At 74.4% G+C, this 25,490-nt stretch carries 25 protein-coding genes; 20 read left to right on the top strand and 5 right to left on the bottom strand.

Annotation, left to right across the window (positions count from 1 at the left end):
* Positions 1–2: 2 nt before the first annotated feature.
* Positions 3–956: a siderophore-interacting protein gene (locus BXY45_RS11640; RefSeq protein ID WP_109774665.1), complete on the bottom strand. Its 954-nt coding sequence runs from the start codon at positions 954–956 to the stop codon at positions 3–5.
* Between the two features lie 76 nt (positions 957–1,032).
* Between BXY45_RS11640 and BXY45_RS11635 the strand changes: the two genes are divergently transcribed.
* Complete coding sequence (locus BXY45_RS11635; protein WP_109774664.1) at positions 1,033–1,521, top strand: MarR family winged helix-turn-helix transcriptional regulator; 489 nt, start codon at positions 1,033–1,035, stop codon at positions 1,519–1,521.
* 148 nt (positions 1,522–1,669) lie between these two features.
* The gene (locus BXY45_RS11630) at positions 1,670–3,016 is read left to right on the top strand and encodes a C40 family peptidase (protein WP_109774663.1); all 1,347 of its coding nucleotides are present in this window, start codon (positions 1,670–1,672) and stop codon (positions 3,014–3,016) included.
* A gap of 73 nt (positions 3,017–3,089) precedes the next feature.
* On the opposite strand, the gene BXY45_RS11625 is transcribed toward BXY45_RS11630, so the two are convergent.
* On the bottom strand, positions 3,090–3,656 hold the full coding sequence (locus tag BXY45_RS11625) for an inorganic diphosphatase (protein WP_109774662.1): 567 nt from the start codon (positions 3,654–3,656) through the stop codon (positions 3,090–3,092).
* A 117-nt stretch (positions 3,657–3,773) separates the two neighbouring features.
* Between BXY45_RS11625 and dacB the strand changes: the two genes are divergently transcribed.
* The 9 genes from dacB to BXY45_RS11580 all read left to right on the top strand — a co-directional run bounded on the left by dacB (position 3,774) and on the right by BXY45_RS11580 (position 13,533).
* Entirely contained in the window at positions 3,774–5,360 is a 1,587-nt protein-coding gene (gene dacB, locus BXY45_RS11620) for a D-alanyl-D-alanine carboxypeptidase/D-alanyl-D-alanine endopeptidase (protein ID WP_146211166.1), read from the top strand.
* Positions 5,361–5,376: 16 nt separating this feature from the next.
* Positions 5,377–6,519: a zinc-dependent metalloprotease gene (locus tag BXY45_RS11615; RefSeq protein ID WP_109774660.1), complete on the top strand. Its 1,143-nt coding sequence runs from the start codon at positions 5,377–5,379 to the stop codon at positions 6,517–6,519.
* A gap of 43 nt (positions 6,520–6,562) precedes the next feature.
* Positions 6,563–7,606, top strand: coding sequence for a tRNA lysidine(34) synthetase TilS (gene tilS, locus BXY45_RS11610; protein ID WP_109774659.1), 1,044 nt, complete (start codon positions 6,563–6,565; stop codon positions 7,604–7,606).
* Entirely contained in the window at positions 7,606–8,160 is a 555-nt protein-coding gene (gene hpt, locus BXY45_RS11605) for a hypoxanthine phosphoribosyltransferase (protein WP_109774658.1), read from the top strand. The genes tilS and hpt overlap by 1 nt, the downstream gene beginning before the upstream one ends.
* Before the next feature lie 203 nt (positions 8,161–8,363).
* Positions 8,364–10,415 (top strand): ATP-dependent zinc metalloprotease FtsH, encoded by a 2,052-nt coding sequence (gene ftsH / locus BXY45_RS11600; protein WP_109774657.1) that lies wholly within the window; start codon positions 8,364–8,366, stop codon positions 10,413–10,415.
* A gap of 2 nt (positions 10,416–10,417) precedes the next feature.
* The gene (gene folE / locus BXY45_RS11595; RefSeq protein ID WP_211319482.1) at positions 10,418–11,026 is read left to right on the top strand and encodes a GTP cyclohydrolase I FolE; all 609 of its coding nucleotides are present in this window, start codon (positions 10,418–10,420) and stop codon (positions 11,024–11,026) included.
* Positions 11,027–11,033: 7 nt separating this feature from the next.
* Positions 11,034–11,885, top strand: a complete 852-nt coding sequence (gene folP / locus BXY45_RS11590) for a dihydropteroate synthase (protein WP_245961768.1) — start codon at positions 11,034–11,036, stop codon at positions 11,883–11,885.
* Positions 11,882–12,940, top strand: a complete 1,059-nt coding sequence (gene folK / locus BXY45_RS24210) for a 2-amino-4-hydroxy-6-hydroxymethyldihydropteridine diphosphokinase (RefSeq protein WP_109774656.1) — start codon at positions 11,882–11,884, stop codon at positions 12,938–12,940. The genes folP and folK overlap by 4 nt, the downstream gene beginning before the upstream one ends.
* A complete protein-coding gene (locus tag BXY45_RS11580; protein ID WP_170131465.1) occupies positions 12,937–13,533 on the top strand; it encodes a DUF3180 family protein in 597 nt (198 codons plus the stop codon). Before folK ends, BXY45_RS11580 begins: the two co-directional genes overlap by 4 nt.
* Here BXY45_RS11580 and BXY45_RS11575 read toward each other — a convergent pair.
* Complete coding sequence (locus BXY45_RS11575; protein WP_109774715.1) at positions 13,464–14,684, bottom strand: ABC transporter ATP-binding protein; 1,221 nt, start codon at positions 14,682–14,684, stop codon at positions 13,464–13,466. The two genes, BXY45_RS11580 and BXY45_RS11575, sit on opposite strands and share 70 nt — an antisense overlap.
* 18 nt (positions 14,685–14,702) lie before the next feature.
* Here BXY45_RS11575 and BXY45_RS11570 point away from each other — a divergent pair, with 18 nt between their 5' ends.
* From BXY45_RS11570 to BXY45_RS11545, 6 genes are all read left to right on the top strand, one after another.
* Entirely contained in the window at positions 14,703–15,398 is a 696-nt protein-coding gene (locus BXY45_RS11570) for an ABC transporter permease subunit (protein WP_109774714.1), read from the top strand.
* Positions 15,398–16,105, top strand: coding sequence for an ABC transporter permease (locus BXY45_RS11565; RefSeq protein WP_109774654.1), 708 nt, complete (start codon positions 15,398–15,400; stop codon positions 16,103–16,105). The genes BXY45_RS11570 and BXY45_RS11565 overlap by 1 nt, the downstream gene beginning before the upstream one ends.
* A 185-nt stretch (positions 16,106–16,290) precedes the next feature.
* Positions 16,291–17,262, top strand: coding sequence for an ABC transporter substrate-binding protein (locus BXY45_RS11560; RefSeq protein WP_211319480.1), 972 nt, complete (start codon positions 16,291–16,293; stop codon positions 17,260–17,262).
* 239 nt (positions 17,263–17,501) lie between these two features.
* On the top strand, positions 17,502–18,272 hold the full coding sequence (locus BXY45_RS11555; RefSeq protein ID WP_109774652.1) for a hypothetical protein: 771 nt from the start codon (positions 17,502–17,504) through the stop codon (positions 18,270–18,272).
* Between the two features lie 51 nt (positions 18,273–18,323).
* Entirely contained in the window at positions 18,324–18,809 is a 486-nt protein-coding gene (locus tag BXY45_RS11550; protein ID WP_109774651.1) for a PH domain-containing protein, read from the top strand.
* Positions 18,806–20,245: a PH domain-containing protein gene (locus BXY45_RS11545; RefSeq protein ID WP_109774650.1), complete on the top strand. Its 1,440-nt coding sequence runs from the start codon at positions 18,806–18,808 to the stop codon at positions 20,243–20,245. The genes BXY45_RS11550 and BXY45_RS11545 overlap by 4 nt, the downstream gene beginning before the upstream one ends.
* A gap of 6 nt (positions 20,246–20,251) precedes the next feature.
* Here BXY45_RS11545 and BXY45_RS11540 read toward each other — a convergent pair whose 3' ends face one another.
* A complete protein-coding gene (locus tag BXY45_RS11540; RefSeq protein ID WP_109774649.1) occupies positions 20,252–21,001 on the bottom strand; it encodes a methyltransferase domain-containing protein in 750 nt (249 codons plus the stop codon).
* 55 nt (positions 21,002–21,056) lie between these two features.
* On the opposite strand from BXY45_RS11540, the gene BXY45_RS11535 reads away from it, so the two are divergent.
* On the top strand, positions 21,057–21,998 hold the full coding sequence (locus tag BXY45_RS11535) for a Rossmann-like and DUF2520 domain-containing protein (RefSeq protein ID WP_109774648.1): 942 nt from the start codon (positions 21,057–21,059) through the stop codon (positions 21,996–21,998).
* Positions 21,995–22,924 (top strand): pantoate--beta-alanine ligase, encoded by a 930-nt coding sequence (gene panC / locus BXY45_RS11530; protein ID WP_109774647.1) that lies wholly within the window; start codon positions 21,995–21,997, stop codon positions 22,922–22,924. Before BXY45_RS11535 ends, panC begins: the two co-directional genes overlap by 4 nt.
* A 57-nt stretch (positions 22,925–22,981) precedes the next feature.
* On the opposite strand, the gene BXY45_RS11525 is transcribed toward panC, so the two are convergent.
* The gene (locus BXY45_RS11525) at positions 22,982–23,854 is read right to left on the bottom strand and encodes a class I SAM-dependent methyltransferase (protein ID WP_245961767.1); all 873 of its coding nucleotides are present in this window, start codon (positions 23,852–23,854) and stop codon (positions 22,982–22,984) included.
* A 149-nt stretch (positions 23,855–24,003) separates the two neighbouring features.
* Between BXY45_RS11525 and lysS the strand changes: the two genes are divergently transcribed.
* Complete coding sequence (lysS, locus tag BXY45_RS11520; protein ID WP_211319495.1) at positions 24,004–25,488, top strand: lysine--tRNA ligase; 1,485 nt, start codon at positions 24,004–24,006, stop codon at positions 25,486–25,488.
* Positions 25,489–25,490: the final 2 nt, after the last annotated feature.

The raw sequence follows: 25,490 nt of genomic DNA, 5'->3' as shown, positions 1-25,490 counted from the left end.
CGTCAGGCGGCGTCGGAGTGTCCCGCGCGCCAGTAGCCCATGGCTGCCAGCGAGGTGCGGGGGAGCCCGGCTGACCGGACCAGGCGGCGCACGTCGCGCACCAGGCCGGCCTCACCGGCCACCCAGGCGTAGAGGTCACCGCTGCTCACTGCCTCCGGGACGTCCCAGAGGATCTCGAGGTCGCTGTCGTCAGGTTCGCCGGCCCCCGCGTGCAGTAGCGGAAGCGGCGACGGCGCCTCGCCCGCGATGAGCGAGGCCACGGCGTTGACCAGCAGCGACCCGTGGGCGACCTCGCCGGCGGGGCCGCGACGGGGCAGCCAGCGCACCTGCGCACCGCCGGAAGCCACCGGCTGGAGCGCGTCCTCGGGGCAGGGCACCTCGAGCAGCGCCACCGTCCGCCGCGCAGCCTCGGGCTCCAGGGCCTCCAGCACCGCGCACGCGGCGGGCACAGCGGTCTCGTCACCCACGAGCAACAGTCGACCCCCGGGCGGCGGCGCCCACTCGCGCCCCCAGGCGCGGCCCTCGCCGGGGCGGTCGGGCCCCACGACCACCAGTCGGTCTCCTACCCGGGCGCCGGCCGCCCACCGCGATGCCGGACCGCTGCCCGCGCTGCCGTCCAAGGCCCCACCGGTGCCGTGGAGCACGAAGTCGACGTCGACCTCCCCGCGCGAGGGTCGCGCCGCGCGCACCGTGTAGGTGCGCAGCAGGGGACGGTGCTCGGCGGGCGCCCGCAGCCACTGCGGGTACCACTGCTCACCCCAGCCCCGACAGGTCTCGACGAGCTCGTCGGCGGTGGTCCCGGGGGCAGGCAGCACCACCTTGATGCGCTGGTCGGCCCCGCAGGCCCCGAAGTCCACGAGGTCGTCACTCCCGAAGGTGACCCGCACGAAGCTCGGGCACAGCCGGCGCACGCTGGTGACCTCCACGGCGAAGGTCCGGAAGGTGGGGGCGTCCATGAAGGGCAGGCTAACCTCACTTACGGGTCGCGGACCAGTCCCGTTGGCGTCTTCAGCCTCCTGACATGATCGGTGCATGGTGACCCGTGGAGCTGCTGAGCACCTCGAGCACGAGCTCGCCGTACTCCTGCGCCGCGCCCGGGGGATCTCCGGACAGCTGGCGCGCGACCTGCACCCCGACCTGGAACCAGGGGCCTACGGCCTGCTGCTCCGTGTCAAGGCCCAGGGAGGCGCACGCGCCACCGACCTCGCGAGCTACCTCGGCATCGGCAAGCCGACGGTGTCGCGGCAGCTGGCCACGCTGGAGCGCCTGGGACTCATCGAGCGCTCGCGCGACAGCCAGGACGCCCGCGCCCAGGTGGTCACCCTGACCCCCACGGGCACCGAGCAGGTCGAGCGCGTGCAAGAGCTGCGGCGCGCCCACTTCCTCGAGCGGCTCTCGGGATGGACCGACGACGACGTCGAGCTGCTCGCGGGGCTGCTCGGGCGCTTCAACGCGCTACCGGCCGCCGCCGAAGGGGCCGACTCCCCGGAGACCGACGACGACGACCCACCGGCCCGCTGACCAGCCGCTCATCAGCGCGCTGACCAGCCGCTGACCTGCTGCTGAGCGCCACCCGGTCCGAACAGCAGGCGGTCCGCCGGCTGCTCAGACCGGGTGGCGTTCGGGGCACACGGCTCAAGCGGTTCCCTGGGGACACCGATGGTCCGACGTGCACCGAACCACGCCCGAGCACGGCTCACCGGGGGCCCGCGCGGCAGCGCGCCGCGCCGCCGGGGCCCTGCTCGCCACCGGGTTGGTGCTCACCCTGCAGCCCATCGCCGCGGACGTCACCCCCGCCGCGGCCTCCCCGCGGACCCCGAGCCAGGCCGAGGTCGACGCCGCGCGCGCCGCCGCGGGGGACAAGGCGACGCAGGTCGCCGCGGTGCAGGCCGAGCTGGCCACGGCCGCCGCGGCCCTCGACGCGGCGCAGGTGAAGGCCGCTGTCGCCGCCGAGGCCTACGACGCCGCGCAGGAAGAACTCGCCGCCCGCACAGAAGCGGCCCGCACCGCCGTCCTCGCCACCGCCCAGGCCCAGCAGCGCGCCGAGGACGCCCGCGCCGCGGTGGGCCGCCTCGCCGCAGGCAGCTACCGCAGCGGCGGCGACGCCCTGGAGCGCGTGTCGGCGTTCATGTCCGCCGGCGGCCCTCAGGACCTCCTCGACCGGGCGGCGCTCCTCGACGTCGTCGGAGATCGCACCGACCGCACCTACGACCAGCTGCGCGCGGCGGAGTCCGTGGCCGAGCTGCTGCAGGTGCAGTCGCAGCAGGCGCTGGACCAGCAGCAGCAGGCCGCAGCGGCCGCGCAGACCGCCCGTGACGCCGCGCAGAGCGCCGCCGACGCCGCCACCGCGCTCATGGCCTCCACGCAGGCGCGCAGCACCGAGCTCGTGTCGCAGCTCGCGCAGCTGCAGGGCATCAGCACCGCGCTCGCGGCGCAGCGCCAAGCGGGCCTGGCAGCCGAGGCCGCGGCCCGCGCTGACGCCGCTGCCCGGGCGGACCGCGCCCGCCGCCAGGCGACGTCCGCCGCGGGCGGTGGGCGATCCTCGGGTTCCTCCGCCTCGTCGGCCGGGTCGGCCGCCTCCGGATGGACGGGCTCCTCGGGCTCGTCAGACGCCGGGTCGGTGCCGATGGGCGGCTCCTCGGCCAGCTCCTCCGAGGCGGCCGCGGCACTCGCGTGGGCGCGCACGCAGATCGGTGACCCCTACGAGTGGGGCGCCACCGGCCCCGACAGCTGGGACTGCTCCGGGTTGACGTCCGTGGCCTATCGGAACGCGGGCGTCAGCATCCCCCGGACGTCAGCGCAGCAGTACCGCGCCGTCGCGAAGATCTCCTACGACGACCTGCGCCCCGGGGACCTCATCTTCTACGGCACCGACCCCGACGACTGGTCCACCGTCTACCACGTGGCCTTCTACGCCGGCGGCGGCATGATGGTCGAGGCGCCGCGCACCGGTCTCGACGTCCGCGAGACGCCGGTGCGCTACGCCAATTCGATGACCTGGGCCGGAAGGGCCTGACCCCGGCGAGTCCCGATCAGGCGACCCACCGAGGCCCTAGGCCATCCAACTAGGCCATCCAACAGGGGATCAGTCAGCCGATCAGGGGGCCGCCGTGCCCGGCCTGGGCGCGCACGTCGGCCCGCTGCCCGGCGTCGTGGCCCGACGTGAGGTGTCCGTCGTGGTCGGCCAGGCGCTTGACCGAGTTCTCGATCTCCGCCTCGGCCTCGGCGCGACCCACCCAGTGGGCGCCCTCGACGGACTTGCCGGGCTCGAGGTCCTTGTAGGTCTCGAAGAAGTGCTGGATCTCCAGGCGGTGGAACTCGCCGATGTCCTGCAGGTCCTGTAGGTGGTCCATGCGGGGGTCGCCGGCGGGGATGCACATGACCTTGTCGTCGCCGCCGGCCTCGTCGCGCATGTGGAACATGCCGATGGCCCGGCAGCGCACCACGCAGCCCGGGAACGTGGGCTCCTCGAGCAGTACCAGCGCGTCGAGCGGGTCGCCGTCCTCACCGAGGGTGCCGTCGATGAAGCCGTAGTCGGCCGGGTACCGGGTGGCCGTGAAGAGCATCCGGTCGAGCTTGATGCGACCCGTCACGTGGTCGACCTCGTACTTGTTGCGCGACCCGCGCGGGATCTCGATGGTGACGTCGAACTCCACGGCTGCCTCCAAGGTATGTGCGCCCCCCGACGCGGCCAGCTGCCGCGCGGTCGTCCGCTGTGCGCGGCCCGCTGGGCCGTAGTGTCCCGCACGCAGGTGACCCGGAACGAGGAGCCCGTGGCAGGACCACCCGAGAGCACCACCTCGACGGAGGCGGACGACGACGACGGCGTCGCAGTGCCTGCGACCGAGGCTGCGCCGGCCGCTGCACCTCCGGCCGCCGCACCCCCGGCTGCTGAGCCCCCGGCTGCTGAGCCCGCGAGCGCGAAGCGCCGGCCCCGGGCGCGCACCGCCGCCGCGGCCCTGGCGGCGGTGCTGCTGGTCAGCGGGTATGCCGCCGCCGACACCGCGGACGCCGTCCCCGGGGTCCTCACCCTGAGCCCACCCCCGACCGTGCCCGGCCCACCTCCGGCGCCCGGCGCGGCCGCCGAGCCCGCCGCGCCGGCGGCGCTGGGTGCCCTCGACCCGGCTGCGCCGCGCCCCGACCCCGGCGCGCTCGCGGCCGCTGTGGGGCCGCTGCTGGGGGCCGCTGCGCTGCGCGGCAGCGCCACCGCCAGCGTCGTCGACGCCACGACGGGCCAGGTACTCCTCGACGACGGCGCCGCGACACCCCAGGAGCCGGCCTCGGTGGCCAAGCTGCTCACCGCGGCGGCGGCGCTGCGGGTGCTCGGCCCCGACGCGACGATCCCCACGCGGGTGGTGGCCGGCGCCCAGCCGGGTCAGGTGGTGCTCGTCGGCGGCGGAGACCAGCTGCTCGCCGCAGGCCGCGGCGACCCCGACGCGGTGGTCGGACGGGCCGGTCTGGCCGACCTGGCCGACGCCGTCGCCGACTCCCTGCGCCAGCGCGGCGCTGCCGCGGGGTCGACCGTCTCGGTGACCCTCGACGACTCCCTCACCGGCGGCTCACCGCAGGTGGAGGCCGGGTGGGGCACCGGAGACATCGCCGCGGGCTACGTGGCCCCGCTGACCTCCCTCGCCATCGACGCCGGGCGGCTGGTCCCCGGGCGCTACGCCGCCCGCTCCAACGACCCCGGGCTGGACGCCGCCCGCGCGTTCGCCGGGCTGCTGGGGCAGCGGGGCTTCACCGTCGCGCCCGCGGTGGAGCGCGGCGGACCTGCCTCCACCGGTGGGGCGCTGCTGGGGGAGGTGAGGTCGGCCCCGGTGGCCGACGTCGTGGCCCAGGCCCTGGCCGAGAGCGACAACACCGTGGCCGAGGGGCTCGCGCGCCTCGTGGGGGCGGCGTCCGGGGCGCCGCCCGGCTTCGCGTCCTCGGCGCAGGCGGTGATGGCCGCCGTGAGCGCCGCCGACGTCGACACCACGGGTGCGGTGCTCGCCGACGGCAGCGGCCTGGGCTCCGGCTCGGCGGTGCCCGCGGCGGTGTTCACGAGCCTGCTCAGCGCGGCAGCCCGCGAGCCGGAACTGCGGCCGCTGTTGCCCGCGCTGCCCGTCGGCGGTCTCAGCGGGACCCTCGAGGAGCGGTTCGGGCAGCCCGGCGCCGCGGGCGCCGCCGGCCTCGTGCGTGCCAAGACGGGATCGCTCACCGGGGTGACCAGCCTCGTCGGCACCGTCGTCGACGCCGACGGGCGCCTGCTGGCGTTCGCGGTGCTCGCCGACGCGACGGGACCCACTCCGGCCGCGAGGGACGCCGTCGACGCCGTCGCCGCAGCCCTGGCCACCTGCGGCTGCGGCGCGGCGACGACCTGACGCCTACGGTGGTGGGATGGCCGGCTCGGAGCACCGTGACACCGGGCCTGACACCCGGCTCGACACCCGCCTCGTCGACTGGGACCTGGCCGCCCGTACCGCCAGCCGTCTCGTGCGGCCCGGGCCCGTGGTCAGCGAGGCCGAGGCGCGGCGCGTCGTCGGCGTGATCCGCGAGGTCGCGGCCGCGTGCCCACCCCACGTCGCCCGGGTGAGCCAGCTGCTCGTCCCCGCCGGGCCGCCGGTGCGCGTCGTCGAGCGGGGTGCCTGGGCGCGCGCCAACGTCGCCTCCTTCGCGAGCCTTCTGGCGCCCGTCCTCGAGCGCGCCGTCGACGAGCGGCGCTCCCGTGTCGGCAGCGGCCGTCTGCGCGGCCTGGGCGTGGCCGGCCGGGTCACCGGGTTGCAGCTGGGGTCGCTGCTCGCGCTGCTCAGCTCCCGCGTGCTCGGCCAGTACGACGCCCTCGGTGAAGGCCCGGGGACCGGAGACCTCCTCGTCGTCGCGCCCAACGTGCTCACCGTGCAGCGCGAGCTCGGCCTCGACCTGCGCGACTTCGCCCTGTGGGTGTGCCTGCACGAAGAGACCCACCGCGTGCAGTTCGCCGCGGCGCCCTGGCTCGCGGACCACCTGCGCGAGCGGGCCCGGGCGCTGTCGGGGGACGTGCTCGGCGGGTCGGGGTCGGGCGCCGAGCGGCTGGCGTCGGTGGTGCAGGGCCTGCGTGGGGCTGTCGAGGGGGCGCGCGGCGGCCGGAGCTCGGGTGGCGGTGGTGACTCGTCGGGCGCGGGGCTGCTGGACCTGGCCACCACCGCGGAGCAGCGCCGCGCCCTCGCCGAGGTCACGGCGGTGATGGCGCTCCTCGAGGGCCACGCCGACGTGGTCATGGACGATGTCGGCCCCTCCGTCGTCCCCACCGTGGCCGCCATCCGCCGCCGCTTCACCGCCCGGCGCAGCTCCAGCCGCGGCCTGCTCGACGTCGTCCTGCGCCACGGGCTGGGCCTGGAGGCCAAGCTGCGCCAGTACGCCGACGGCGCGCGCTTCGTCCGGGGTGTGGTGACCAGGGTCGGCACCGGAGGGTTCAACGCGGTCTGGAGCTCGCCCGCCGCGCTACCCCGCCCGGAGGAGGTGGCCGACCCGGCCGCCTGGGTGCGCCGCGTCCACGGCTGAGCCGTCCATGAGCCGTGCGTGAGTCGTGCGTGAGTCGAGGACAGTGACAGCGAGAGGACCCGATCCCGCCGTCGCCACGGTGCGCTCGGCGGTGCGTGCCGCCTGCGCCGACGTGCCCGCCGGTGCGCTGGTGCTCGTGGCGTGCAGCGGCGGCGCCGACTCCCTCGCCCTCGCCGCGGCCGCCGGGTGGCTCGCCGGACCCGGTGGCCCCGGCCGCGCTCGGTGGCGGGCCGGCGCCGTCGTCGTCGACCATGGCCTCCAACCGGGGTCTGCAGCGATCGCCGAGGAGGCGGCAGCGAGGTGCCGCGCGCTGGGGCTGGACCCCGTCGACGTCGTCACCGTGCAGGTCGGGCGCAGCACCGACGGACCCGAGGCCGCAGCGCGCGACGCCCGCCTGGCAGCCCTGGACGCCGCCGCCCGCCGCAGCGGCGCGGCCGCGGTGCTGCTCGGCCACACCCTCGACGACCAGGCCGAGCAGGTGCTCCTCGGCCTCGCCCGCGGATCCGGCGCCCGCTCGCTGGCGGGCATGCCCCGCACCCGGGGGGTGCTGCGCCGCCCCCTGCTGGAGGTGACCAGGACGACGACGCGCGCCGCCTGCGCCGCGCTGGGCCTGCGGCCCTGGGACGACCCCACCAACGCCGACCCCGCCTACTCACGCTCCCGGGTGCGCTCCCGCGTGCTGCCCGTGCTGGAGGACGAGCTCGGCCCGGGGGTTGCCGCTGCGCTGGCCCGCACGGCTGACCAGCTGCGGGAAGACGCCGAGGTGCTGGAGCAGCTCGCCGCGGAGCTCCTCGCGCGGGCGGTGCTCACGGCAGCTGACGACGCGCAGCGCGAGCTGGACATCGCCGTCCTGGCCGCAGCGCCCGCTGCCCTGCGACGTCGCGCGCTGCGCGCCGCAGCGGTGCACGCCGGCGCGGCCGCAGGCGAGCTCTCGCGCTTTCACGTGCTCGCGGTGGATGCACTGGTGGTCGCCTGGCGCGGTCAGGGAGCCGTTCAGCTCCCCGGCCTGGTCGAGGTCAGAAGGACCTGTGGCAGGCTGCGGCTCGCCCCCGCGGCACCCCAGCGCTCGGCACCAGGAGGAGACTGATGGACGCCCAGGACATGGGCCGCGACCTCGCGGACGTCCTCATCAGCGAGGAGCAGATCCGCACGCGCCTGGGCGAGATCGCCTCAGAGGTCGACACCGACTACGCCGGTCGTGACCTGCTGCTCGTGGGCGTGCTCAAGGGCGCGGTCATGGTCATGGCTGACTTCGCCCGCGCGCTGCATGGCCCCGCTGAGATGGACTGGATGGCTGTCTCGAGCTACGGCTCCGGCACCAAGTCCTCGGGAGTGGTGAGGATCCTCAAAGACCTCGACCGTGACGTCCTGGGCCGCCACGTGCTCATCGTCGAGGACATCATCGACTCGGGGCTGACCCTGTCGTGGCTGGTGGCGAACCTGCGCTCGCGCGGTGCGGCGTCGGTGGAGGTGATGGCGCTGCTGCGCAAGCCCGACGCCGCCAAGGTCGCCGTCGACGTGAAGTACGTCGGCTTCGACATCCCCAATGCCTTCGTCGTCGGCTACGGCCTCGACTTCGCCGAGAGGTACCGCAACCTGCGTGTTGTCGGAACTCTCGCGGAGCACGTCTACAGCTCCTGAGCTGGAGCGTCGATACCCGGGTGGGGATCCGGGATAGTTCGCTGGGCGTCCGCTGAGGGCGAACGAGTGGAACATTGCGGACACCCTCGTCCGTTGGGCTGGTGAGCCCCCGCTTCGGTGCCGGGCTCCAGGCCCCGCCGGTGTACGGTCGGGCGCCGGTCCAGCCAGAGGAGAGAGGACGGGCCTTCGGCCCTCATCCACGCATGAACGCCAGGCGCTTCTTCCGCGGCCCGACGGTCTGGATCGTCGGGGCCCTGCTGCTCCTCGTCCTCGCCAGCCAGCTCTTCACGGGCGACCGCAGGCCAACTGTCGACACCCAGATCGGCTTGCAGCAGCTTGCCGACAAGAACGTCACGCAGGCGAAGGTCATCGACGGTGACCAGCGTGTCGAGCTGAACCTCAAGCAGCCGCTGCAGTCTGCAGGCGGCGCGACGGAGATCCAGTTCGACTACGTCACCGCCCGCGCCGGCGAGGTCGCGACTGCTGTGGCCGCCGACTCCCCGAAGTGGACCGACGAGGTGCCGAAGGGCTCCGTGCTCGGCTCGATCCTCATCACGGTCCTCCCGATCCTGCTGTTCCTCGTCCTGTTCTGGTTCCTCTTCGCCAACATGCAGGGCGGCGGCAGCCGCGTCATGCAGTTCGGCAAGTCCCGCGCCAAGCTCGTCTCCAAGGAGGCCCCCAAGGTCACCTTCGCCGACGTCGCAGGCGCCGAGGAAGCCGTCGAGGAGCTCCACGAGATCAAGGAGTTCCTCGCCGAGCCGGCCAAGTTCCAGGCCGTCGGCGCGAAGATTCCCAAGGGTGTGCTGCTGTACGGCCAGCCCGGTACCGGTAAGACGCTGCTGGCCCGCGCCGTCGCGGGTGAGGCGGGCGTGCCGTTCTACTCGATCTCCGGTTCCGACTTCGTGGAGATGTTCGTCGGTGTCGGCGCGTCCCGCGTCCGCGACCTGTTCGAGCAGGCCAAGAACAACGCCCCCGCGATCATCTTCGTCGACGAGATCGATGCCGTCGGCCGCCACCGCGGCGCCGGCATGGGCGGCGGTCACGACGAGCGCGAGCAGACGCTGAACCAGCTCCTGGTGGAGATGGACGGCTTCGACGTCAAGACCAACGTCATCCTCATCGCGGCCACCAACCGGCCCGACATCCTCGACCCGGCGCTGCTGCGCCCGGGCCGCTTCGACCGGCAGATCGCCGTCGAGGCGCCCGACATGAACGGCCGCCACCAGATCCTCAAGGTGCACGCCAAGGGCAAGCCCGTCGCTCCCGACGTCGACCTGCTCGCCGTCGCACGCCGTACCCCTGGCTTCTCGGGTGCCGACCTGGCCAACGTGCTCAACGAGGCAGCGCTGCTCACGGCCCGCACGAACGGCCAGGTCATCGGCAACCGCGAGCTCGACGAGGCGATCGACAGAGTCATCGCCGGACCGCAGAAGCGGACCCGGCTGATGAACGAGAAGGAGAAGAAGATCACCGCTTACCACGAGGGCGGACACGCCCTGGTGGCTGCGGCGCTGCGGCACACCGACCCGGTGACCAAGGTGACGATCCTCCCGCGCGGTCGCGCGCTCGGTTACACGATGGTGCTCCCCGTCGACGACAAGTACTCCACCACTCGCAACGAGATCCTCGACCAGCTGGCGTACGCCCTGGGCGGTCGCGTCGCGGAGGAGCTGGTCTTCCACGACCCGACCACCGGCGCCAGCAACGACATCGAGAAGGCCACCGACATGGCCCGCAAGATGGTCACGCAGTACGGCATGAGCGAGCGTGTGGGCGCCATCAAGCTGGGCAGCGGCAGCGGCGAGGTCTTCCTCGGACGCGACATGGGCCACGAGCGCGACTACTCCGAAGGGGTCGCCGCGATCGTCGACGAGGAGGTCCGCCGCCTCATCGAGAACGCCCACGACGAAGCGTGGGAGATCCTCATGGAGCACCGCCAGGTGCTCGACACCCTCGTGACGCGCCTTCTGGAGGAGGAGACCCTCAACGCCGAACAGCTGGCCGAGGTGTTTGCTCCGGTGCAGAAGCGCCCGCTGCGTCCGGTGTGGCTCTCCAGCGAGCGTCGCCACGTCGACCAGCGGCCCCCGGTGATGTCCAAGAAGGAGATCGCCGCGTCCCAGAACGGGCACGCACGGCCGATGGCACCGCAGGACGAGGCCGCCGCTGCGGGCGAGGATCACCTCGCGGGCGGGGTGCGGGCTCCCGAGAGCTTCCGCTCCGATCCGTTCCGCCCCGACCCCGGCTCGCAGGCCTGAGCGTGGCGGCGCCCGCACCCGGCGCCGCCGCGGTCGGTTCCGTCGGTCCGGTAGACCTCGAGCGGGCTCGCGCTGCGGTGCGCGAGCTGCTCCTGGCGATCGGGGAAGACCCCGACCGCGACGGCCTGCAGGCCACGCCCGACCGCGTGGCCCGTGCGTGCGTGGAGCTGTTCGCGGGCCTGCGGCAAGACCCGGCCGAGGTGCTCGCGACGTCCTTCGACATCGGCCACGACGAGATCGTCGCCGTGCGTGACATCCCGGTTTCTTCGGTCTGCGAGCACCACCTCCTGCCGTTCACGGGGGTGGCGCACGTCGCCTACGTGCCGAGCGCCGACGGCCGCATCACGGGGCTGTCCAAGTTGGCCCGCCTCGTCGACGTGTACGCCCGTCGCCCGCAGGTGCAGGAGCGACTCACGACGCAGGTGGCAGACGCCCTCGTGGAGCACCTCCACGCCCGCGGCGTGCTCGTCGTCGTCGACTGTGAGCACCTGTGCATGTCCGTGCGTGGGGTACGGGCACCCGGGGCACGGACGAGGACCTCGGCCGTGCGCGGTGGCATGCGCGACGCCGCCACCCGCGCGGAGGCGCTGACCCTCGTCCTGGGCCGCTGAGGGTCCCGTGACCACCCCAGCGACGACCCACCCGACGCCGCCGACTCTGCTGTCGAACACCGACCGGACCCTCGTGTGGGGCGTCGTCAACACCACGCCCGACTCCTTCAGCGACGGCGGCCTGCACCTCGCCTCCGACGCCGCCGTGGCCCACGGTCTGGCCCTGGTGGCCGACGGCGCCGACGTCGTCGACGTCGGCGGTGAGTCCACGCGGCCCGGCGCCGCGCGCGTCGAGGAGGCTGAGGAGCTGGCGCGGGTGCTGCCCGTGGTCTCCGGCCTGGCCGCTCAGGGCGTGGTGGTCAGCATCGACACCATGCGCGCGAGCGTGGCCGCCGCGGCGCTGGAAGCGGGGGCGCTCATCGTGAACGACGTCAGCGGCGGCCAGGCCGACCCGGCCATGGCCCCGCTGGTTGCCGCCACCGGCGCCACCTGCGTGGTCGGCCACTGGCGCGGCCACTCCGCCACCATGAACGACCTCGCCACCTACGACGACGTCGTCGCGCAGGTCCGCGCCGAGCTGGACGCCCGCCTGGCGGCCTTCGTGGCGGCCGGCGCCCAGCCCGACCAGCTCGTGGCCGACCCGGGCCTCGGCTTCGCCAAGCGCGCCGAGCATGACTGGGCACTCCTGGCCGCGCTGCCCGAGCTCGTGGCCGCCTGGGGCCGCGTGCTCGTCGGCGCCTCCCGCAAGCGGTTCCTCGGGGCACTTCTCGACGGGCGCCCCGCGGACGAGCGCGATGACGCCACCACCGCGGTGACTGCCCTGGCCGCTGCTGCCGGGGCGTGGGGCGTGCGTGTGCACGCGGTGCGCGGCAGCGCCGACGCCGTGCGTGTCGCCGCTCGCTGGGGGGCGACGGCGTGAGCGGGCTCCTCAGTGGTGAGCTGGCCGGTGACGTCGTCTCGCTGCGTGGCCTGCGCGCCCGCGGTCGCCACGGCGTACTGGACGCCGAGCGTGAACTCGGGCAGGTCTTCATCGCCGACATCGACCTCGCCGTCGACACGCGCACCGCAGCCGTCACCGACGACCTCGGCGACGCCGTCGACTACTCCCTGGTGGCCGCCGACGTCGTCGCCGTGCTCTCAGGGGAGCCGGTGAACCTCATCGAGGTCCTCGCCGGCCGCGTCGCAGCGGCCTGCTTGGCGCACGCGGGGGTGAGCGCCGTCGCCGTCGCCGTCCACAAGCCGCAGGCGCCCGTGGGGGTGCCCTTCGACGACGTCGTCATCACCGTGGTCCGCCGCCGCGCCGACCTGCTCGATGCCACCCCGGCGCGCCCCGTCGACGCGGTGGTGGCGCTCGGTTCCAACCTCGGTGATCGCGCAGCGGTGCTCGCCGCGGCCGTCGCCGACCTCGCCGCCACCGACGGGCTGGAGGTCGTCGGTGTCTCCGGTGTCGTCGAGACCGCCGCCGTGGGCCTGCCGGGCTCGGAGCCTCAGCCCGACTACCTCAACGCCGTCGTGAGGCTGCGCAGCGCGCTGTCACCGCGCGACCTCCTGCGCGCCTGCCGCGCGGTGGAGGCCGCGCACGGCCGCGGCGCCGCCGTGCGCGCGGTGGAACCGCGATGGGGTGCGCGGACGCTCGACGTCGACGTCCTCACCTGCGGGGTGCTGGTCGCTGCGGACGGTCCCGGTCCTGATGACGGCGACGGCGGCGCCCCGGCGCTGCAGCTGCCGCACCCGCGCGCCGGCGTCCGGGCGTTCGTGCTCGTGCCGTGGGCACGGCTGGCCCCCGATGACGTGCTGCCCGGCGCGGGCCGGGTAGCCGACGTGCTCGCCGAGCTCGCTGCCGCCGACCCGTCGGCGGTCGCCGACGTGCGCAGCCGGCCCGATATCGTCCTGCCCGGCTCCAACCCGCGCGGTTGGCGCTCCGGGGCCGCTCGCGCCACCGGGTCAACCAGCGACGCCGGGAGTGGCGCGTGAGCCCGCTACGCACCCGGGTGCTGCTCGTGGTCGTCGTCGTGGCCGGGGTGGTGACGTGGGCCGCGCTCGACATCTTCGACAGCACCGGCGCTTCCGTACCGATGCCGTGGACCGTGCCCGTCCTGCTCCTCGTGCTGGCCGCGACGGTGCTATCGGTGGGGAGGCCGGTGCGGCGCTGGAACCAGGGCCACCGCGACCACCCGCTCGATCCGCTCCGTGCGGCGCGCACTGTAGTGCTGGCGCAGGCCGCCGGTGTGACCGGCGCTGCCCTGGCCGGGGCGTACGGCGGGTTCGTGGCGCTGCTGCTGCCGATGCTCGACATCGAGGTCCGGCGTGACCGGATGCTCCTGGCGCTGGCGGCCCTGGCCGCCTCCCTGCTGCTGCTCGTGGCCGGGGTGGTGGTCGAGCGCTGGTGCCGGCTCCCTCCCGACGACGACGCCGCCGGTCCTGGCGCGCCGCCCCACCGCCAGCAGGGCCGGCAGCAGGGCCGGCAGCAGGGTCAGCAGGGTCGGGGGAACCGCGGTCAGGCGGGGACGTCGTCCCGTTCCGCCGACACTGACGGCGACGGCGCCGTGCGGCGCAGCGCCGAGTAGACACCGTCGGGCGTCAGCACCCCGACATAGCGATCTCCGTCGAGCACGGGCAGCCAGCCGGCGTCGTGCTGGACGATCTCCGACAGGCCCTTGCGCAGCGAGTCACCCACGCTGATCGTCTCGTCGAAGCGGCGCACCAGCTCGCCGACCAGCGTCGCGTCTGACCCCGTCGGTTCGCCTGCCCTGCCTTCGCCGAGGTGCCGCAGCGACACCCAGCCGCGCAGCGAGCCGGACCTGTCCAGCACCACGGCGTACGGCTCGGGGGCACCGGCCATCGCGGTCCGGGCGGTCGCGACGTCGTCGTCGACAAGCACCGTGGCGGGATGGGCGAGGTCTTGCGCGTCCACCGGGGTGACGGCCAGGCGCCGCAGCCCGCGGTCGGAGCCGGCGAAGTCGGCCACGAACTCGTTGGCGGGTGCCCCGAGCACGGTGGCCGGGTCGGCGAACTGCTCGAGCTTCCCGCCCTGGCTGAAGACGGCGATGCGGTCCGCCAGACGGACGGCCTCGTCGATGTCGTGGGTGACCACGAGCACGGTCTTGCCGAGCTCGGCCTGGATCCTGCGGAACTCGCCCTGCAGGCGGTCGCGGGCGATCGGGTCGACGGCGCCGAACGGTTCGTCCATGAGGAGCACCGGCGGGTCGGCCGCGAGCCCCCGCGCCACCCCCACGCGCTGCTGCTGACCGCCGGACAGCTCGTGAGGGTACCTGTCGGCGTACTGGGAGGCGGGCAGCCCCACCAGCTCGAGCATCTCCTCCACACGGGCGCTGGTGCGCCGGCGGTCCCAGCCGAGCAGCTGCGGCACGGTGGCGATGTTCGCGGCCACCGTGAGGTGGGGGAACAGCCCGACGCGCTGGATGACGTAGCCGATCTCGCGGCGCAGCTTCACCGGATTGACGCGGGTGACGTCCTGTCCGCCGATCTCGATGCGCCCGGCGGTCGGCTCGATCAGCCGGTTGACCATCCGCAGCGTGGTCGACTTCCCGCAGCCGCTGGGGCCGACGAGGGCCACCATCTCCCCGGCCTCGATGGCCAGGTCGAGGTGGCCGACGGCGAGCGTGCCGTCCGGGTAGCGCTTCTCGACGCCGTCGAGCCGGATGGTGCTGCCGGGGGTAGCGTCCCCGCCGTGCCCTTGACCGCGGCTGCGCCCCACCTGCTGTCGGTCGGCTCGCTGAGCGGGGGTGTCCACACCGCGACCCTCCCCGACAACTGCCTGGTCCGCAACGACTGGATCTGCCCGCTGTACGTGCAGACCCGCGCGGACGTGCTCCTGGAAGCCGTCGAGCAGCACCTCTACCTCGTGCTGGTGTCCCTGCTTGCTGGAGCGCTGCTGGCGGTGCCGCTGGCGGTGCTCGCGCACCGGGTGAGGCGGGCGCGGGGCCTGACGCTGGGCGTCACCACCGCCATCTACACGATCCCGTCGCTGGCGCTGTTCATCCTGCTCGTGCCTATGACGGGTCTGACGTCGACAACCGTGGTCATCGCCCTGGCGCTGTACTCGCTGACCATCCTCGTGCGGAACATCCTCGTAGGCCTGGACGGCGTCGACCCGGAGGTCCGCGATGCCGCAGCCGGCATGGGTCTGTCGTCCTGGCGCACGCTGTGGCGGGTCGAGGCTCCGTTGGCTCTGCCCGCGGCCATGGCCGGGCTGCGCGTGGCGGCGGTGTCCACCGTGGCGCTTGCGACGGTGGGGGCTGTGATCGGCAACGGGGGCCTGGGCAACCTCATCACTAGCGGCTACTCCTCCAACTTCAACGCCCAGGTGCTCACCGCGTCGGTGCTGTGCGTGGTGCTCGCCGTCGCGTTCGACCTGCTGCTGCTCGGCGCCCAGCGGCTGGCGACCCCGTGGCGCCGGGGGGTGCGCTGATGGGCTGGCTGACCGGCATCCCCGCGTGGTTCGCCGACCCTGCTAACTGGCGCGGTGAGGCGGGCGTTCCGACGCTCTTCCTCCAGCACCTCGGGTACTCGGCGGCGGCGCTCGGCCTGGCGTGCCTCGTGGCGCTGCCCGTGGGCGTCTGGCTCGGGCACACGGGCCGCGGCGGCGTGCTGGCCCAGCAGGTTGGCAACGCCGGCCGGGCGGTGCCGGTGCTCGCGCTGCTCGGCGTTCTGCTCCTCGTGCCGGGGTTCGGGCGCACCTGGTGGACGCTCATCCTCTGCCTCACGCTCTTCGCGATCCCCCCGATCCTCACCAACGCCTACACGGGCCTGCGCGAGGTTGACCGCGGCGTCGTCGACGCCGCCCGTGGCATGGGTATGTCGGAGGGTGAGGTGCTGCGCCGGGTCGAGCTGCCGCTGGCCACACCGCTGCTCATGAACGGGGTGCGCCAGGCCGCCGTCCAGGTTGTCGCGACGACGTCCATCGCCGCGCTGTTCGCCTTCGGCGGCTTGGGGCGGATCATCACGCGCGCCACCGGCAGCGCCGGCATCGACCTGTCCGCCGCGCTGGCCGGCACGCTGCTCATCGCGGCCTTCGCCCTGGTGGTGGAGTACGGACTGGCGTGGGCAGGCCACCGCGCCGACCCTGTGGCCCGTGCCCGCCGCACTGCTCAGCGGCGAGCCGTTACGACATCGTGACCCACCCCCGGAGCGCGCAGGTGTCAGGCATGGGGTTCCATGCCTGACAGTCCGTGCACGCAGCACCGCGCGGGCTGCGGGGGCTCACGCCGCCGGATCGCCGAGCACCTCGGCGGCCGTCGGGCATGCTTCCGCCCGACACGCGCGGCCCATCCCGGGTCGCGGGACACAGAAGGCGGTCACCCGTGACCTCGTTCCGCACGCGCTCGCGCGCGTCCCTCCTGCTCGCCGGTGTCGCCAGTGCGGTCCTCGCGCTGAGTTCGTGCGCCGCGAACGACGTCCAGCAGGGGTCGACGGCGACGTCCACCAGCGGTGGCGCCACGCAAACAATTGTCGTTGGGGGTCCCGACTTCACCGAGGCCTCGATCATGGAGCAGCTCTATGCGCAGCTGCTGCAGGGCGCCGGGTACAAGACCCAGCTCGTGACCTCGAAGAACCGCGAGGTGTATTTCGGTGAGCTGGCCAAGGGCAACATCGACGTCGTCCCCGAGTACGCCGCGACGCTCGCCGAGTACCTCAACCAGCAGAAGAACGGCAAGAGCGCTGCGCCCATCGCCACCAACGACGCTGCCGCGACCGTGGCCGCGGCGCAACCGCTGGCCAACGCGCAGGGCGTCACCCTCCTCGAGCCCGCGAAGGCGGCCGACCAGAACGCCTTCGCGGTCACCCAGAAGTACGCGAGCCAGAACAACCTCAAGACCCTGTCCGACCTCGGCGCGCTGGGGCAGCCGGTGGTGCTGGCCGCCACCGAGGAGTGCCCACAGCGCCCGTTCTGCCAGCCCGGCCTCCAGGGCACCTACGGCATCAAGATCTCGTCCGTCCTGCCGACGGACTTCGACTCACCCGCTACCAAGCAGGCCGTTCAGAACGGCGAGGCCCAGCTGGGACTGGTCGCGTCGACCTCTGGGACGCTCGACCAGTACGGCCTCGTGGTGCTGGAGGACGACAAGAAGCTCCAGCTTGCCGACAACCTCGTGCCGGCGGTGAGCAAGGAGGTCGTCAATGACCCCCGGCTCACGGAGGCGCTCAACAAGCTGGCGTCGGTGCTGACCACGGCCGACCTCAAGGCCCTCAATGGCCAGGTCGACGGCGAGCGTCTGCTCCCGGCCGACGTCGCCAAGACGTACCTGCAGGACAAGGGCCTCATCAAGGGCTGACCGGGCTTCCCTCGGTCGCTCCGTCTCCCTCCCTTGAAGGGCACGGGGTGGCCCTGTGCCACTCCTACTGGCACGGGGCCACCCGGTGCCATTGAGGGAGTGGCGTGGGTCTACCCAGTCGGGTCGCCGGAGCGCAGAATCCGACGCGCCCGACCGCGTTGCGGATGTGACTCATGAGATGTCAGTGACGCGTGGCGTGTCGTGAGCCTTGCGGGGCGCACGAGTCCTATGTTTCACACATGGCCTCCACCGCCCGCCACCGCGCATCCACCGCCCCCCTCACCTGGGCCGCGCGCAGCCTTGTCACCGCCACCACGGTCCCCGTGGGCGCTCTCGCCGGCTGCGTCGTCGCAGCCGTCGCCGCCACCGCTCAGAACCCCGTCCTCGGTGTCGCCGGCCTCGCTGCCGCCGGCGTGCCGCTGACCCTTTCCGGTCTGCGGGCCCGCCACCGCGCGCGCAGCGGCCGTGTCCGCGGCCGCCACGTCGCCGGGTTCGAGCAGCTCTGGCCCGCTGCTCCGATCGATGCCCGCACCGCCTCGGGTGACGACGTCCTTGTCCTCCACGACGACGACGCCCTGGTCAGACTCGACCCCGCCGTCGACGCCGCCGCACCCTCGCCCGCAGCGTTCCGCGCCCTGGCGGTGGCGCCGGTGGCGCGCGCCGAGGCCACCCTGACCGGCCCCGCGGCGGCCGCCGCCATCCTGCCCGCCCTCATCCCGGCGCCGCGCAGCGCCGCCGAGGCCGAGGCGGACCACCAGGATGACGGCGACGACGACGAGCGCGTGGCAGCCGTCGCCGACACCCGCCACCTCGACGTCGTCGTCGGTCGTCCCGAGGTGCTGGTCCGGATCGGTGCGCAGGACGGCGAGGTGGAGGTCCACGTCAGCTCGCCGACCTCCCTCGTCGCTCCGGAGCAGAGAGCCCTGGAGATCGCCCAGCTGCAGCGGCTGTGGAGCGTGGGCACCGGCCCGGACACCGGGTCCTTTCGGGCGACGGCGCCTGCCGCCTGACGGGGGGCACCCGTCTGGCGTCCTCGAACGAACGGGGAGGACGCTGGTGGGGTGAGCAGCCCGTTCGACCTGCCCGGCGTGGAGTGGACGTCGGTGTCCCCGCGGTTGGTCGTCGCTCGTCGCGTCGTCTCGACCGCGGGGACTGTGGTGTCTCTGGTGGTTGTCGCGGTGGTGGCCACGCTGTGGTGGTCACCGTGGTGGATCGCGGCGGGCGCGGCGCTGTTCGCGCTGGGCGCCTGGCAGTGGTGGTTGGTGGGGCGTCAGGTGAGAGCCATCGGCTACGCCGAACGCGAGGACGATCTGCTCGTCCGGCGCGGCATCCTCTTCCGCTCCCTGTCGGTGGTGCCCTATGGGCGGATGCAGTACGTCGACGTGTCCGCGGGGCCGCTGGAGCGGTGGCTGCGCATCGCCACCGTGCAGTTGCACACGGCGTCGGCCAGCAGCGATGCCACGATCCCGGGGCTGCCGCCCGAGGAGGCGGCGCGCCTGCGCGACAGGCTCTCCCGCCGCGGCGAGGCGCGCCTGGCGGGGCTGTGAGCAGCCCTGAGACGTCCCGCTGGGAGCGTCTCCACCCGATCACGCCGGTCCTGCGGAGCTGGCGTGTGCTCGTTCTGCTGCTGTTCCTCTACGCCCAGGAGCGCGGCCGTAGCGCCTTCGCGGACCGGGGGCTTCCCGGCCACGTCGAGCTGCTCATCGCGGTGGGGGCTCTGGCGGCGTGCGTCGTCCTGGCGGTGGCCCTGTCGGCGCTGTCCTGGCGCGCGACCCGCTTCACGGTGGACGACGAAGCGGTGCGCCTGCACAGCGGCGTCATCGCCAAGCGGCAGCGGGTCGCGAGGCTCGACAGGCTGCAGGCCGTCGACGTCGTGCAGCCGCTCGTGGCCCGGCTACTGGGCTTCGCGGAGCTGCGCGTGGAGGTGGCCGGCGGCGCGGGCTCCCAGGTGCGGCTCGCGTACCTGCGCGAGGCGGACGCCCAGCGACTGCGCAACCTCCTCCTGGCGCGCTCGGCGGGGCTGGACTTCGAGGGCGACGCCGCCCCCGAGGCCCCCGAGCAGCAGGTGGTGGAGGTGCCCTTCGGGAGGGTCGCCGGTTCGGTGGCACTGTCCGGCGCCACGGTGACGCTCGTCGTGCTGGCCGTCGGCGTCGTCGTCGGGGTGGTGACCACGCAGGAACTCGGCGTGGCCTTCGGGGCCGCGGCACCCCTGATCGGCGTTGCCGGCAGCGTGTGGACGTCGCTGTCCCGGAGCGCCAACTGGCGGGTGGCCACCTCGCCGGACGGGGTCCGGCTGCGCTCGGGGCTGCTGGAGAGCCGCACCCAGACCGTGCCCCCCGGGCGCGTGCAAGCGGTACGCCTCAGCCAGCCGCTGCTGTGGCGCGCCTTCGGGTGGTGGCGGGTGCAGGTCAACGTCGCGGGCTTCGCGGGGGAGGGCGAGCAGAGCCAGGACGCCAGCACCCTGCTGCCGGTGGCCAGCGTCGACGAGGTGCGCCGCGTGCTGTCCCTCGTCCTACCGGCCCTCCATGACGATCTCCACGCCCCCGGCCTCAACGCTGGCCTGAGTGTGGGCCAGAACTCGGGCCAGAACTGGGGCCTCGACGAGGGCCTGCGCGGCACGTCCCCCGACGGCGGCTGGCTCGTCGCGCCGCGCGCCGCCCGCTGGGTCGACCCCGTCTCCTGGCGGCGCCGCGGTGCGCTGGTCACCGAGCACGCGCTGCTCCTGCGCAGCGGCCGGCTGCGCCGCGAGCTCGACGTCGTCCCGCATGCGCGCACGCAGTCGCTCGCGGTGGAGCAGGGCCCTCTGCAGCGGCGCCTGGGCCTGGCCACGCTGGCGCTGCACTCGACGCCGGGGCCGGTCCGCCCGCGTGCGGAGCACCTCACCCAGGAGCAGGCGGTCGCGCTGCTCGACGAGCAGGCCCTCCGCGCCCGCACCGCCCGTGCCGCGGCTGGCCCGGAGCGGTGGATGGAGCAGGCGGGCTAGCTCGGGCTAGCTGTCGTCGCGGCGCAGGACGACGGCGACGTCGGTCACCGTGAATAGGAACTGGCCCGCCGCCGCCAGCCCCCGCAGCTCTTCCATCCAGCCCGCGGCGCGCGCGGCGAGCACCGGGTCGCTCTGAGCGGAGGCCAGGACGCCGGTGGCGACCTTCCACGCCAGCGACCCCTGGTCGAACCGCCGGTGCGGGTCAGCCCACGACGTCGCGGTCTCCACGGTCCACCCCGCTCCGCGGCGCGCGGCGGTCGCCGCGAGCGCCAGCAGCTTGCGGCCCATGAAGCCGTCGGAGCGGCCTGGCCCGTGCGCGGCGGCGGTGAACCTGTCCACGAGGGTGCGGGTGAGCTGGTCATCGGTGCTGGTGAACAGCGCGGTGTCCCAGTCGGAGTGCGCGAGCACGCACAGGCCTCCGGGGCGCAGCACGCGGTGCACCTCGGCGAGGTGAGCGACCGGGTCGCCCAGGTGCTCGGCGGTGTTGAGCGAGACCACCCGGTCGAGTTCGCCGTCGCGCCACGGCAGCGGCCCGTCGAGGTCGGTGATGCGGCTGCGCACGCGGGCGTCGGCGAGCAGGTCGTCGTCGAGGGCGGAGACGTGGTCGAGCGCGTGGACGAGTCTCGGGGCATGCCGGCCCGGCGCCGCGTCGAGCAGCGCCCGCACCGTGCGGCCGCTGCCGCAGCCGATGTCGGCCACGACGAGCCCCTCGACGTCCAGGCGTGCCAGCTCGGCCACGCGCTCGTGCCGTCCCACGTCGGCGACCCTAGCCGCAGCAGGCCCGCCGCTGGCCCGACCGTAGGCTCGAGGGGTGCTCGACGACGACGACGCAGGTCGCCGCGCCCGCCGCCGTCCTGCCCCGGGCCGCCTGGGCGTCGGCGTCGTGGGTGCCGGTCGGGTCGGTGCCGTGCTGGGCGCGGCCCTGCGCGCCGCCGGCCACGCGGTGGTCGGGGTCTCGGCGGTGTCCGAGGCCAGCCGCGAGCGCGCCGCGGTGCTGCTGCCGGGGGTGCCGGTGCTGGAGGTGCCGGAGGTGGTTGAGCGCGCGGAGCTCGTGCTGCTCGCCGTCCCGGACGACGTCCTGGGTGACCTGGTCGCGGGCCTGGCGGCCACCGGCAGCTGGCAGGCGGGACAGCTCGTGGTGCACACCAGCGGCCGGCACGGCACCGCGGTGCTCGAGCCCGCGCGCGCCGCGGGGGCGATCCCGCTGGCCCTGCACCCGGCCATGACGTTCAGCGGCACCAGCCTCGACCTGGCGCGCCTGGCCGATGCCGTGGTGGGCGTGACGGCCGCGGCGCCGGTGCTGCCGGTGGCGCAGGCGCTCGTGGTGGAGATCGGCGCCGAGCCGGTGGTGGTCGAGGAGGCCGACCGTGGTCTCTACCACGCGGCCCTGTCCCACGGCAGCAACCACCTCGTGACGCTCGTGGCGCAGGCCGCCGAGGTCCTGCGCGCGGCAGGGCTGGAGCGCCCCGACCGGGTGCTCGGCCCCCTCCTGCAGGCGGCGCTCGACGGCGCCCTGCGCTCCGGCGACGGTGCGCTCACCGGCCCCGTGGCGCGCGGCGACGCCGGCACCCTGCGCACCCACCGCGCCGTGCTGGCGGAGGCCGCCAGCGAGGGCGCCATCGGGTTCGACGTGCCCGCCACCCACCTCGCCCTGGCCCAGGCCACCGCAGCGCGCGCCCGCGCCGACGGCCGGCTGACCGGCCTGGCCGCCGACGACGTCGCCGACGCCCTCGAGAGCGGAGAGACCCGATGACCACACCCGCAGCGGCCCGCGCAACCGACCACACGGCCCAGCACACGGCCCAGCCCGGCGCCGTCTCCCGCGACGGCGCCCCCCTGCTCGTGCGCACGCGCGCCGAGCTGGCGGCGGCCCGGGCCGAGCTGCCCGGGCCGGTCGCCGTCGTCATGACCATGGGGGCACTGCACGCCGGCCACGCGGCGCTCGTGGAGGTCGCCCGCGAGCGTGCGGCGAGCGTCGTCGTGACGATCTTCCTCAATCCGCTGCAGTTCGGGGCCGGCGCCGACCTCGCGCGCTACCCGCGCACGCTCGACGCCGACCTGGCCCTGCTCGGCGACGTCGGCGCCGACGTCGTGTTCGCGCCGTCGCCCGACGTGGTCTACCCCGACGGCGACCCGGCGGTCCGGGTGTCCTCCGGGGAGCTGGGCACCGTGCTCGAGGGTGCCGCGCGGCCGGGGCACTTCGACGGGGTGCTCACGGTGGTGGCCAAGCTCATGCACCTGGTCCGCCCCGACGTCGCGCTGTTCGGGCAGAAGGACGCCCAGCAGCTGCTGCTCGTGCGGCGCATGGTGCGCGACCTCGACCTGGGGGTGGAGGTGGTGTCCGTGCCGACCGTGCGCGACCCCGACGGGCTGGCCCTGTCGAGTCGCAACGCGCACCTGTCTCCGCTCGACCGGGAGGTGGCCCTGGTGCTGTCACGGGCGCTGGCCGCGGGGGAGCGGGCCGCACCGGAGGGCGCCAGCGCCGTGCGCCGCGCCGCCCGCGACGTGCTGGTGCGCGAGCCGCTGGCGCGTGTCGACTACCTGGCGCTCGTCGACCCCGACACCCTCGCCGACGTGCCGGAGCACTTCCGCGGCCCGGCGCTGCTGGCGGTGGCCGCGCGGGTCGGGCCCACCCGGCTCATCGACAACGCGCCGCTGGTGGTCGGCGCGTCCCGCTGACCAGCCTGGTGACGGCCCGCTGACCCGCAGGCCGGCCCGTGGCAACCCCGGGCCGGATCAGGGGATCCGGTAGCGGAAGCAGTGGCACACCTGCGGCAGCAGCACCGACCCGTCGGGCTGGGCCGCCGCGGTCGCCAGCTCCCGGACCTGCCGCAGCAGCCCTTCCCGGCGGTCGCTGACCGCCAGCCCCGAGTACGTCGAGGCCAGGTCGACGACGTCGTCCACCGACGCCAGGTGCTGCACCGCAGGGAACGACGCGCGCTCGCGCACGGCGTGCTGTCCCCCGCGGTGCAGCGGAACCCGCGGCCACCAGTCGGTGTCGGCGAGATCACGGATGCTGGCACCGTGGGTCGCCTCGTCGGCTCCGGTGGCCTCCCCGAGGCCCTCGCCGCCCAGCAGGGTCTCCAGCTGCGCGGCCCACGGCACGCGCAGGTCACGCACCACCCACGACAGGCCGAGCACCCCGCCCGGACGCAGCACCCGCGCCACCTCCGCGGCCGCGGCCGCGGGCCGCAGCCAGTGCCATGCCTGGCCCACGACGACGGCGTCGACGGAGCCGTCCGGCAGGGGGACGTGCTCGGCGGTGCCCACCCGCAGCTCCACCCGGGCGTTCGGGATGGAGGCCAGGGACTGGCGCAGCACCGCGAGCATGCCTTCGCTCGGATCGACGGCCACTACCCGGTGGCCCTGGCGGGCCAGGGCCCGCGAGACCTTGCCGGTGCCGGCGGCCAGATCCAGCACGTCCAGGGGCCGCTCGCTGGGCTGTCCGGGTAGTTGTCCGGGGCCCGCGGAGCTGCCGGTGAGCCACGCGACGGCCTCGTCGGGATGGTCGGGGCGCAGCCTGTCGTACCGCTCGGCGTCCACGAGCGTGCCGAAGGAGGTGCGCCGTGCCTCGTCGTCGGCCTCGGGCCTGTCCTCGGGAGGTGCCACCACCCGATCCCAGCAGACCCGCCGCCGCGGCGGGAAGCCCCCAGGCCCCAGGGATACCCTCGACCACCGTGCCCGAGGTCCCGCCCACCACGCCCAGCAGCAGCCCGCTCGCCGACGACGCCGTCGCAGCAGCCGAGGCCGAGGCCCAGCTGGAGCGGGAGCAGCTCCCCGAGCAGCTCCGGGTGCGTCGCGAGAAGCGCCAGCGGCTGCTGGACGCCGGGGTCGAGCCGTACCCGATCTCGGTGCCGCGCACCGCGTCGCTGGCGGAGGTGCGTGAGGCGCACGCCGGGCTGGCCGCGGGGGAGGAGACCGACGTCGTCGTCTCCATCGCCGGTCGCGTCGTGTTCCAGCGCGGCACCGGCAAGCTCGCGTTCGCCACGCTGCAGGACGGCGACGGCACGCGGCTGCAGCTGATGCTCAGCCTCGCCGAGGTGGGCGAAGAGGCGCTCGCGGCGTGGAAGGCCGACGTCGACCTGGGCGACGTCATCTCCGCGACCGGGCGGGTCATCCAGTCCAAGCGCGGTGAGCTGAGCGTGCTCGCCAGCTCCTGGACCATGGCCACCAAGGCGCTGCGGCCCTTGCCGGTGCTCCACAAGGGCACCAGTGAGGAGGTGCGGGTCCGCCAGCGCTACGTCGACCTCATCGTGCGGCCCGAGGCCCGGGCCGTGGTCCGCACCCGCGCCGCCGTCGTGAAGTCGCTGCGGAACACCTTCGACAGCCTGGACTACCTCGAGCTCGAGACCCCGATGCTCCAGACGCTGCACGGCGGCGCCGCGGCGCGGCCGTTCGTCACACACTCCAACGCCTTCGACATCGAGCTGTACCTGCGCATCGCGCCGGAGCTGTTCCTCAAGCGCGCCGTGGTCGGCGGCCTGGACCGGGTCTTCGAGATCAACCGCAACTTCCGCAACGAGGGCGCCGACTCCTCGCACTCCCCGGAGTTCGCGATGCTGGAGTTCTACGAGGCCTACGCCGACTACGACCTCATGGCCGAGCGCACCCGCAACCTCATCCAGACGGCCGCGCGTGACGCCGTCGGCTCCACCACGGTGCTCCTGGCCGACGGCTCCGAGTACGACCTCGGCGGCACGTGGGCGCAGCTGTCGATGTACCCGACGCTCTCGGAGGCCCTCGGCGAGCCGATCACTCCCGAGACGCCGCGCTCGCTGCTCGCGGAGCGCTGCGACCGCGTCGGCGTGGGCGTTGCTCCGTCGGCCACTGCAGGCAAGCTCGTCGAGGAGCTCTGGGAGCACCTCGTGGGTGACCACCTGGTGGCTCCCACCTTCGTGCGTGACTTCCCCCTGGAGACCTCCCCGCTGGTCAAGTCGCACCGGTCCGTGCCCGGCGTGGTGGAGAAGTGGGACCTGTACGTGCGCGGCTTCGAGCTGGCCACCGGCTACTCCGAGCTCAACGACCCGGTGGTCCAGCGCGAGCGCCTGGAGGCGCAGGCCCGCCTGGGCGCCGCCGGCGACGACGAGGCGATGCCCGTCGACGAGGACTTCCTGCGCGCCATGGAGGTCGGCATGCCCCCCGCCGGCGGCGTCGGCATGGGGATCGACAGGCTGCTCATGGCCCTGACCGGCCTGGGCATCCGCGAGACCATCCTGTTCCCGCTAGTCAAGCCCGAGGCCTGACG

This window comes from Quadrisphaera granulorum (assembly GCF_003149145.1).
GTDB lineage: Bacteria > Actinomycetota > Actinomycetes > Actinomycetales > Quadrisphaeraceae > Quadrisphaera > Quadrisphaera granulorum.
Note: the sequence above shows the minus strand (reverse complement) of the source record. Positions and strands in the feature narration are given on the sequence as shown.

Coding starts and splice junctions, on each gene's coding strand:
- hpt (WP_109774658.1), top strand. CDS start 7,606: ATGGACGCCCAGGACATGGGCCGCGACCTCGCGGACGTCCTCATCAGC.
- ftsH (WP_109774657.1), top strand. CDS start 8,364: ATGAACGCCAGGCGCTTCTTCCGCGGCCCGACGGTCTGGATCGTCGGG.
- BXY45_RS11615 (WP_109774660.1), top strand. CDS start 5,377: ATGGCCGGCTCGGAGCACCGTGACACCGGGCCTGACACCCGGCTCGAC.
- BXY45_RS11640 (WP_109774665.1), bottom strand. CDS start 956: ATGGACGCCCCCACCTTCCGGACCTTCGCCGTGGAGGTCACCAGCGTG.
- BXY45_RS11635 (WP_109774664.1), top strand. CDS start 1,033: ATGGTGACCCGTGGAGCTGCTGAGCACCTCGAGCACGAGCTCGCCGTA.
- panC (WP_109774647.1), top strand. CDS start 21,995: ATGACCACACCCGCAGCGGCCCGCGCAACCGACCACACGGCCCAGCAC.
- BXY45_RS11555 (WP_109774652.1), top strand. CDS start 17,502: ATGGCCTCCACCGCCCGCCACCGCGCATCCACCGCCCCCCTCACCTGG.
- BXY45_RS11565 (WP_109774654.1), top strand. CDS start 15,398: ATGGGCTGGCTGACCGGCATCCCCGCGTGGTTCGCCGACCCTGCTAAC.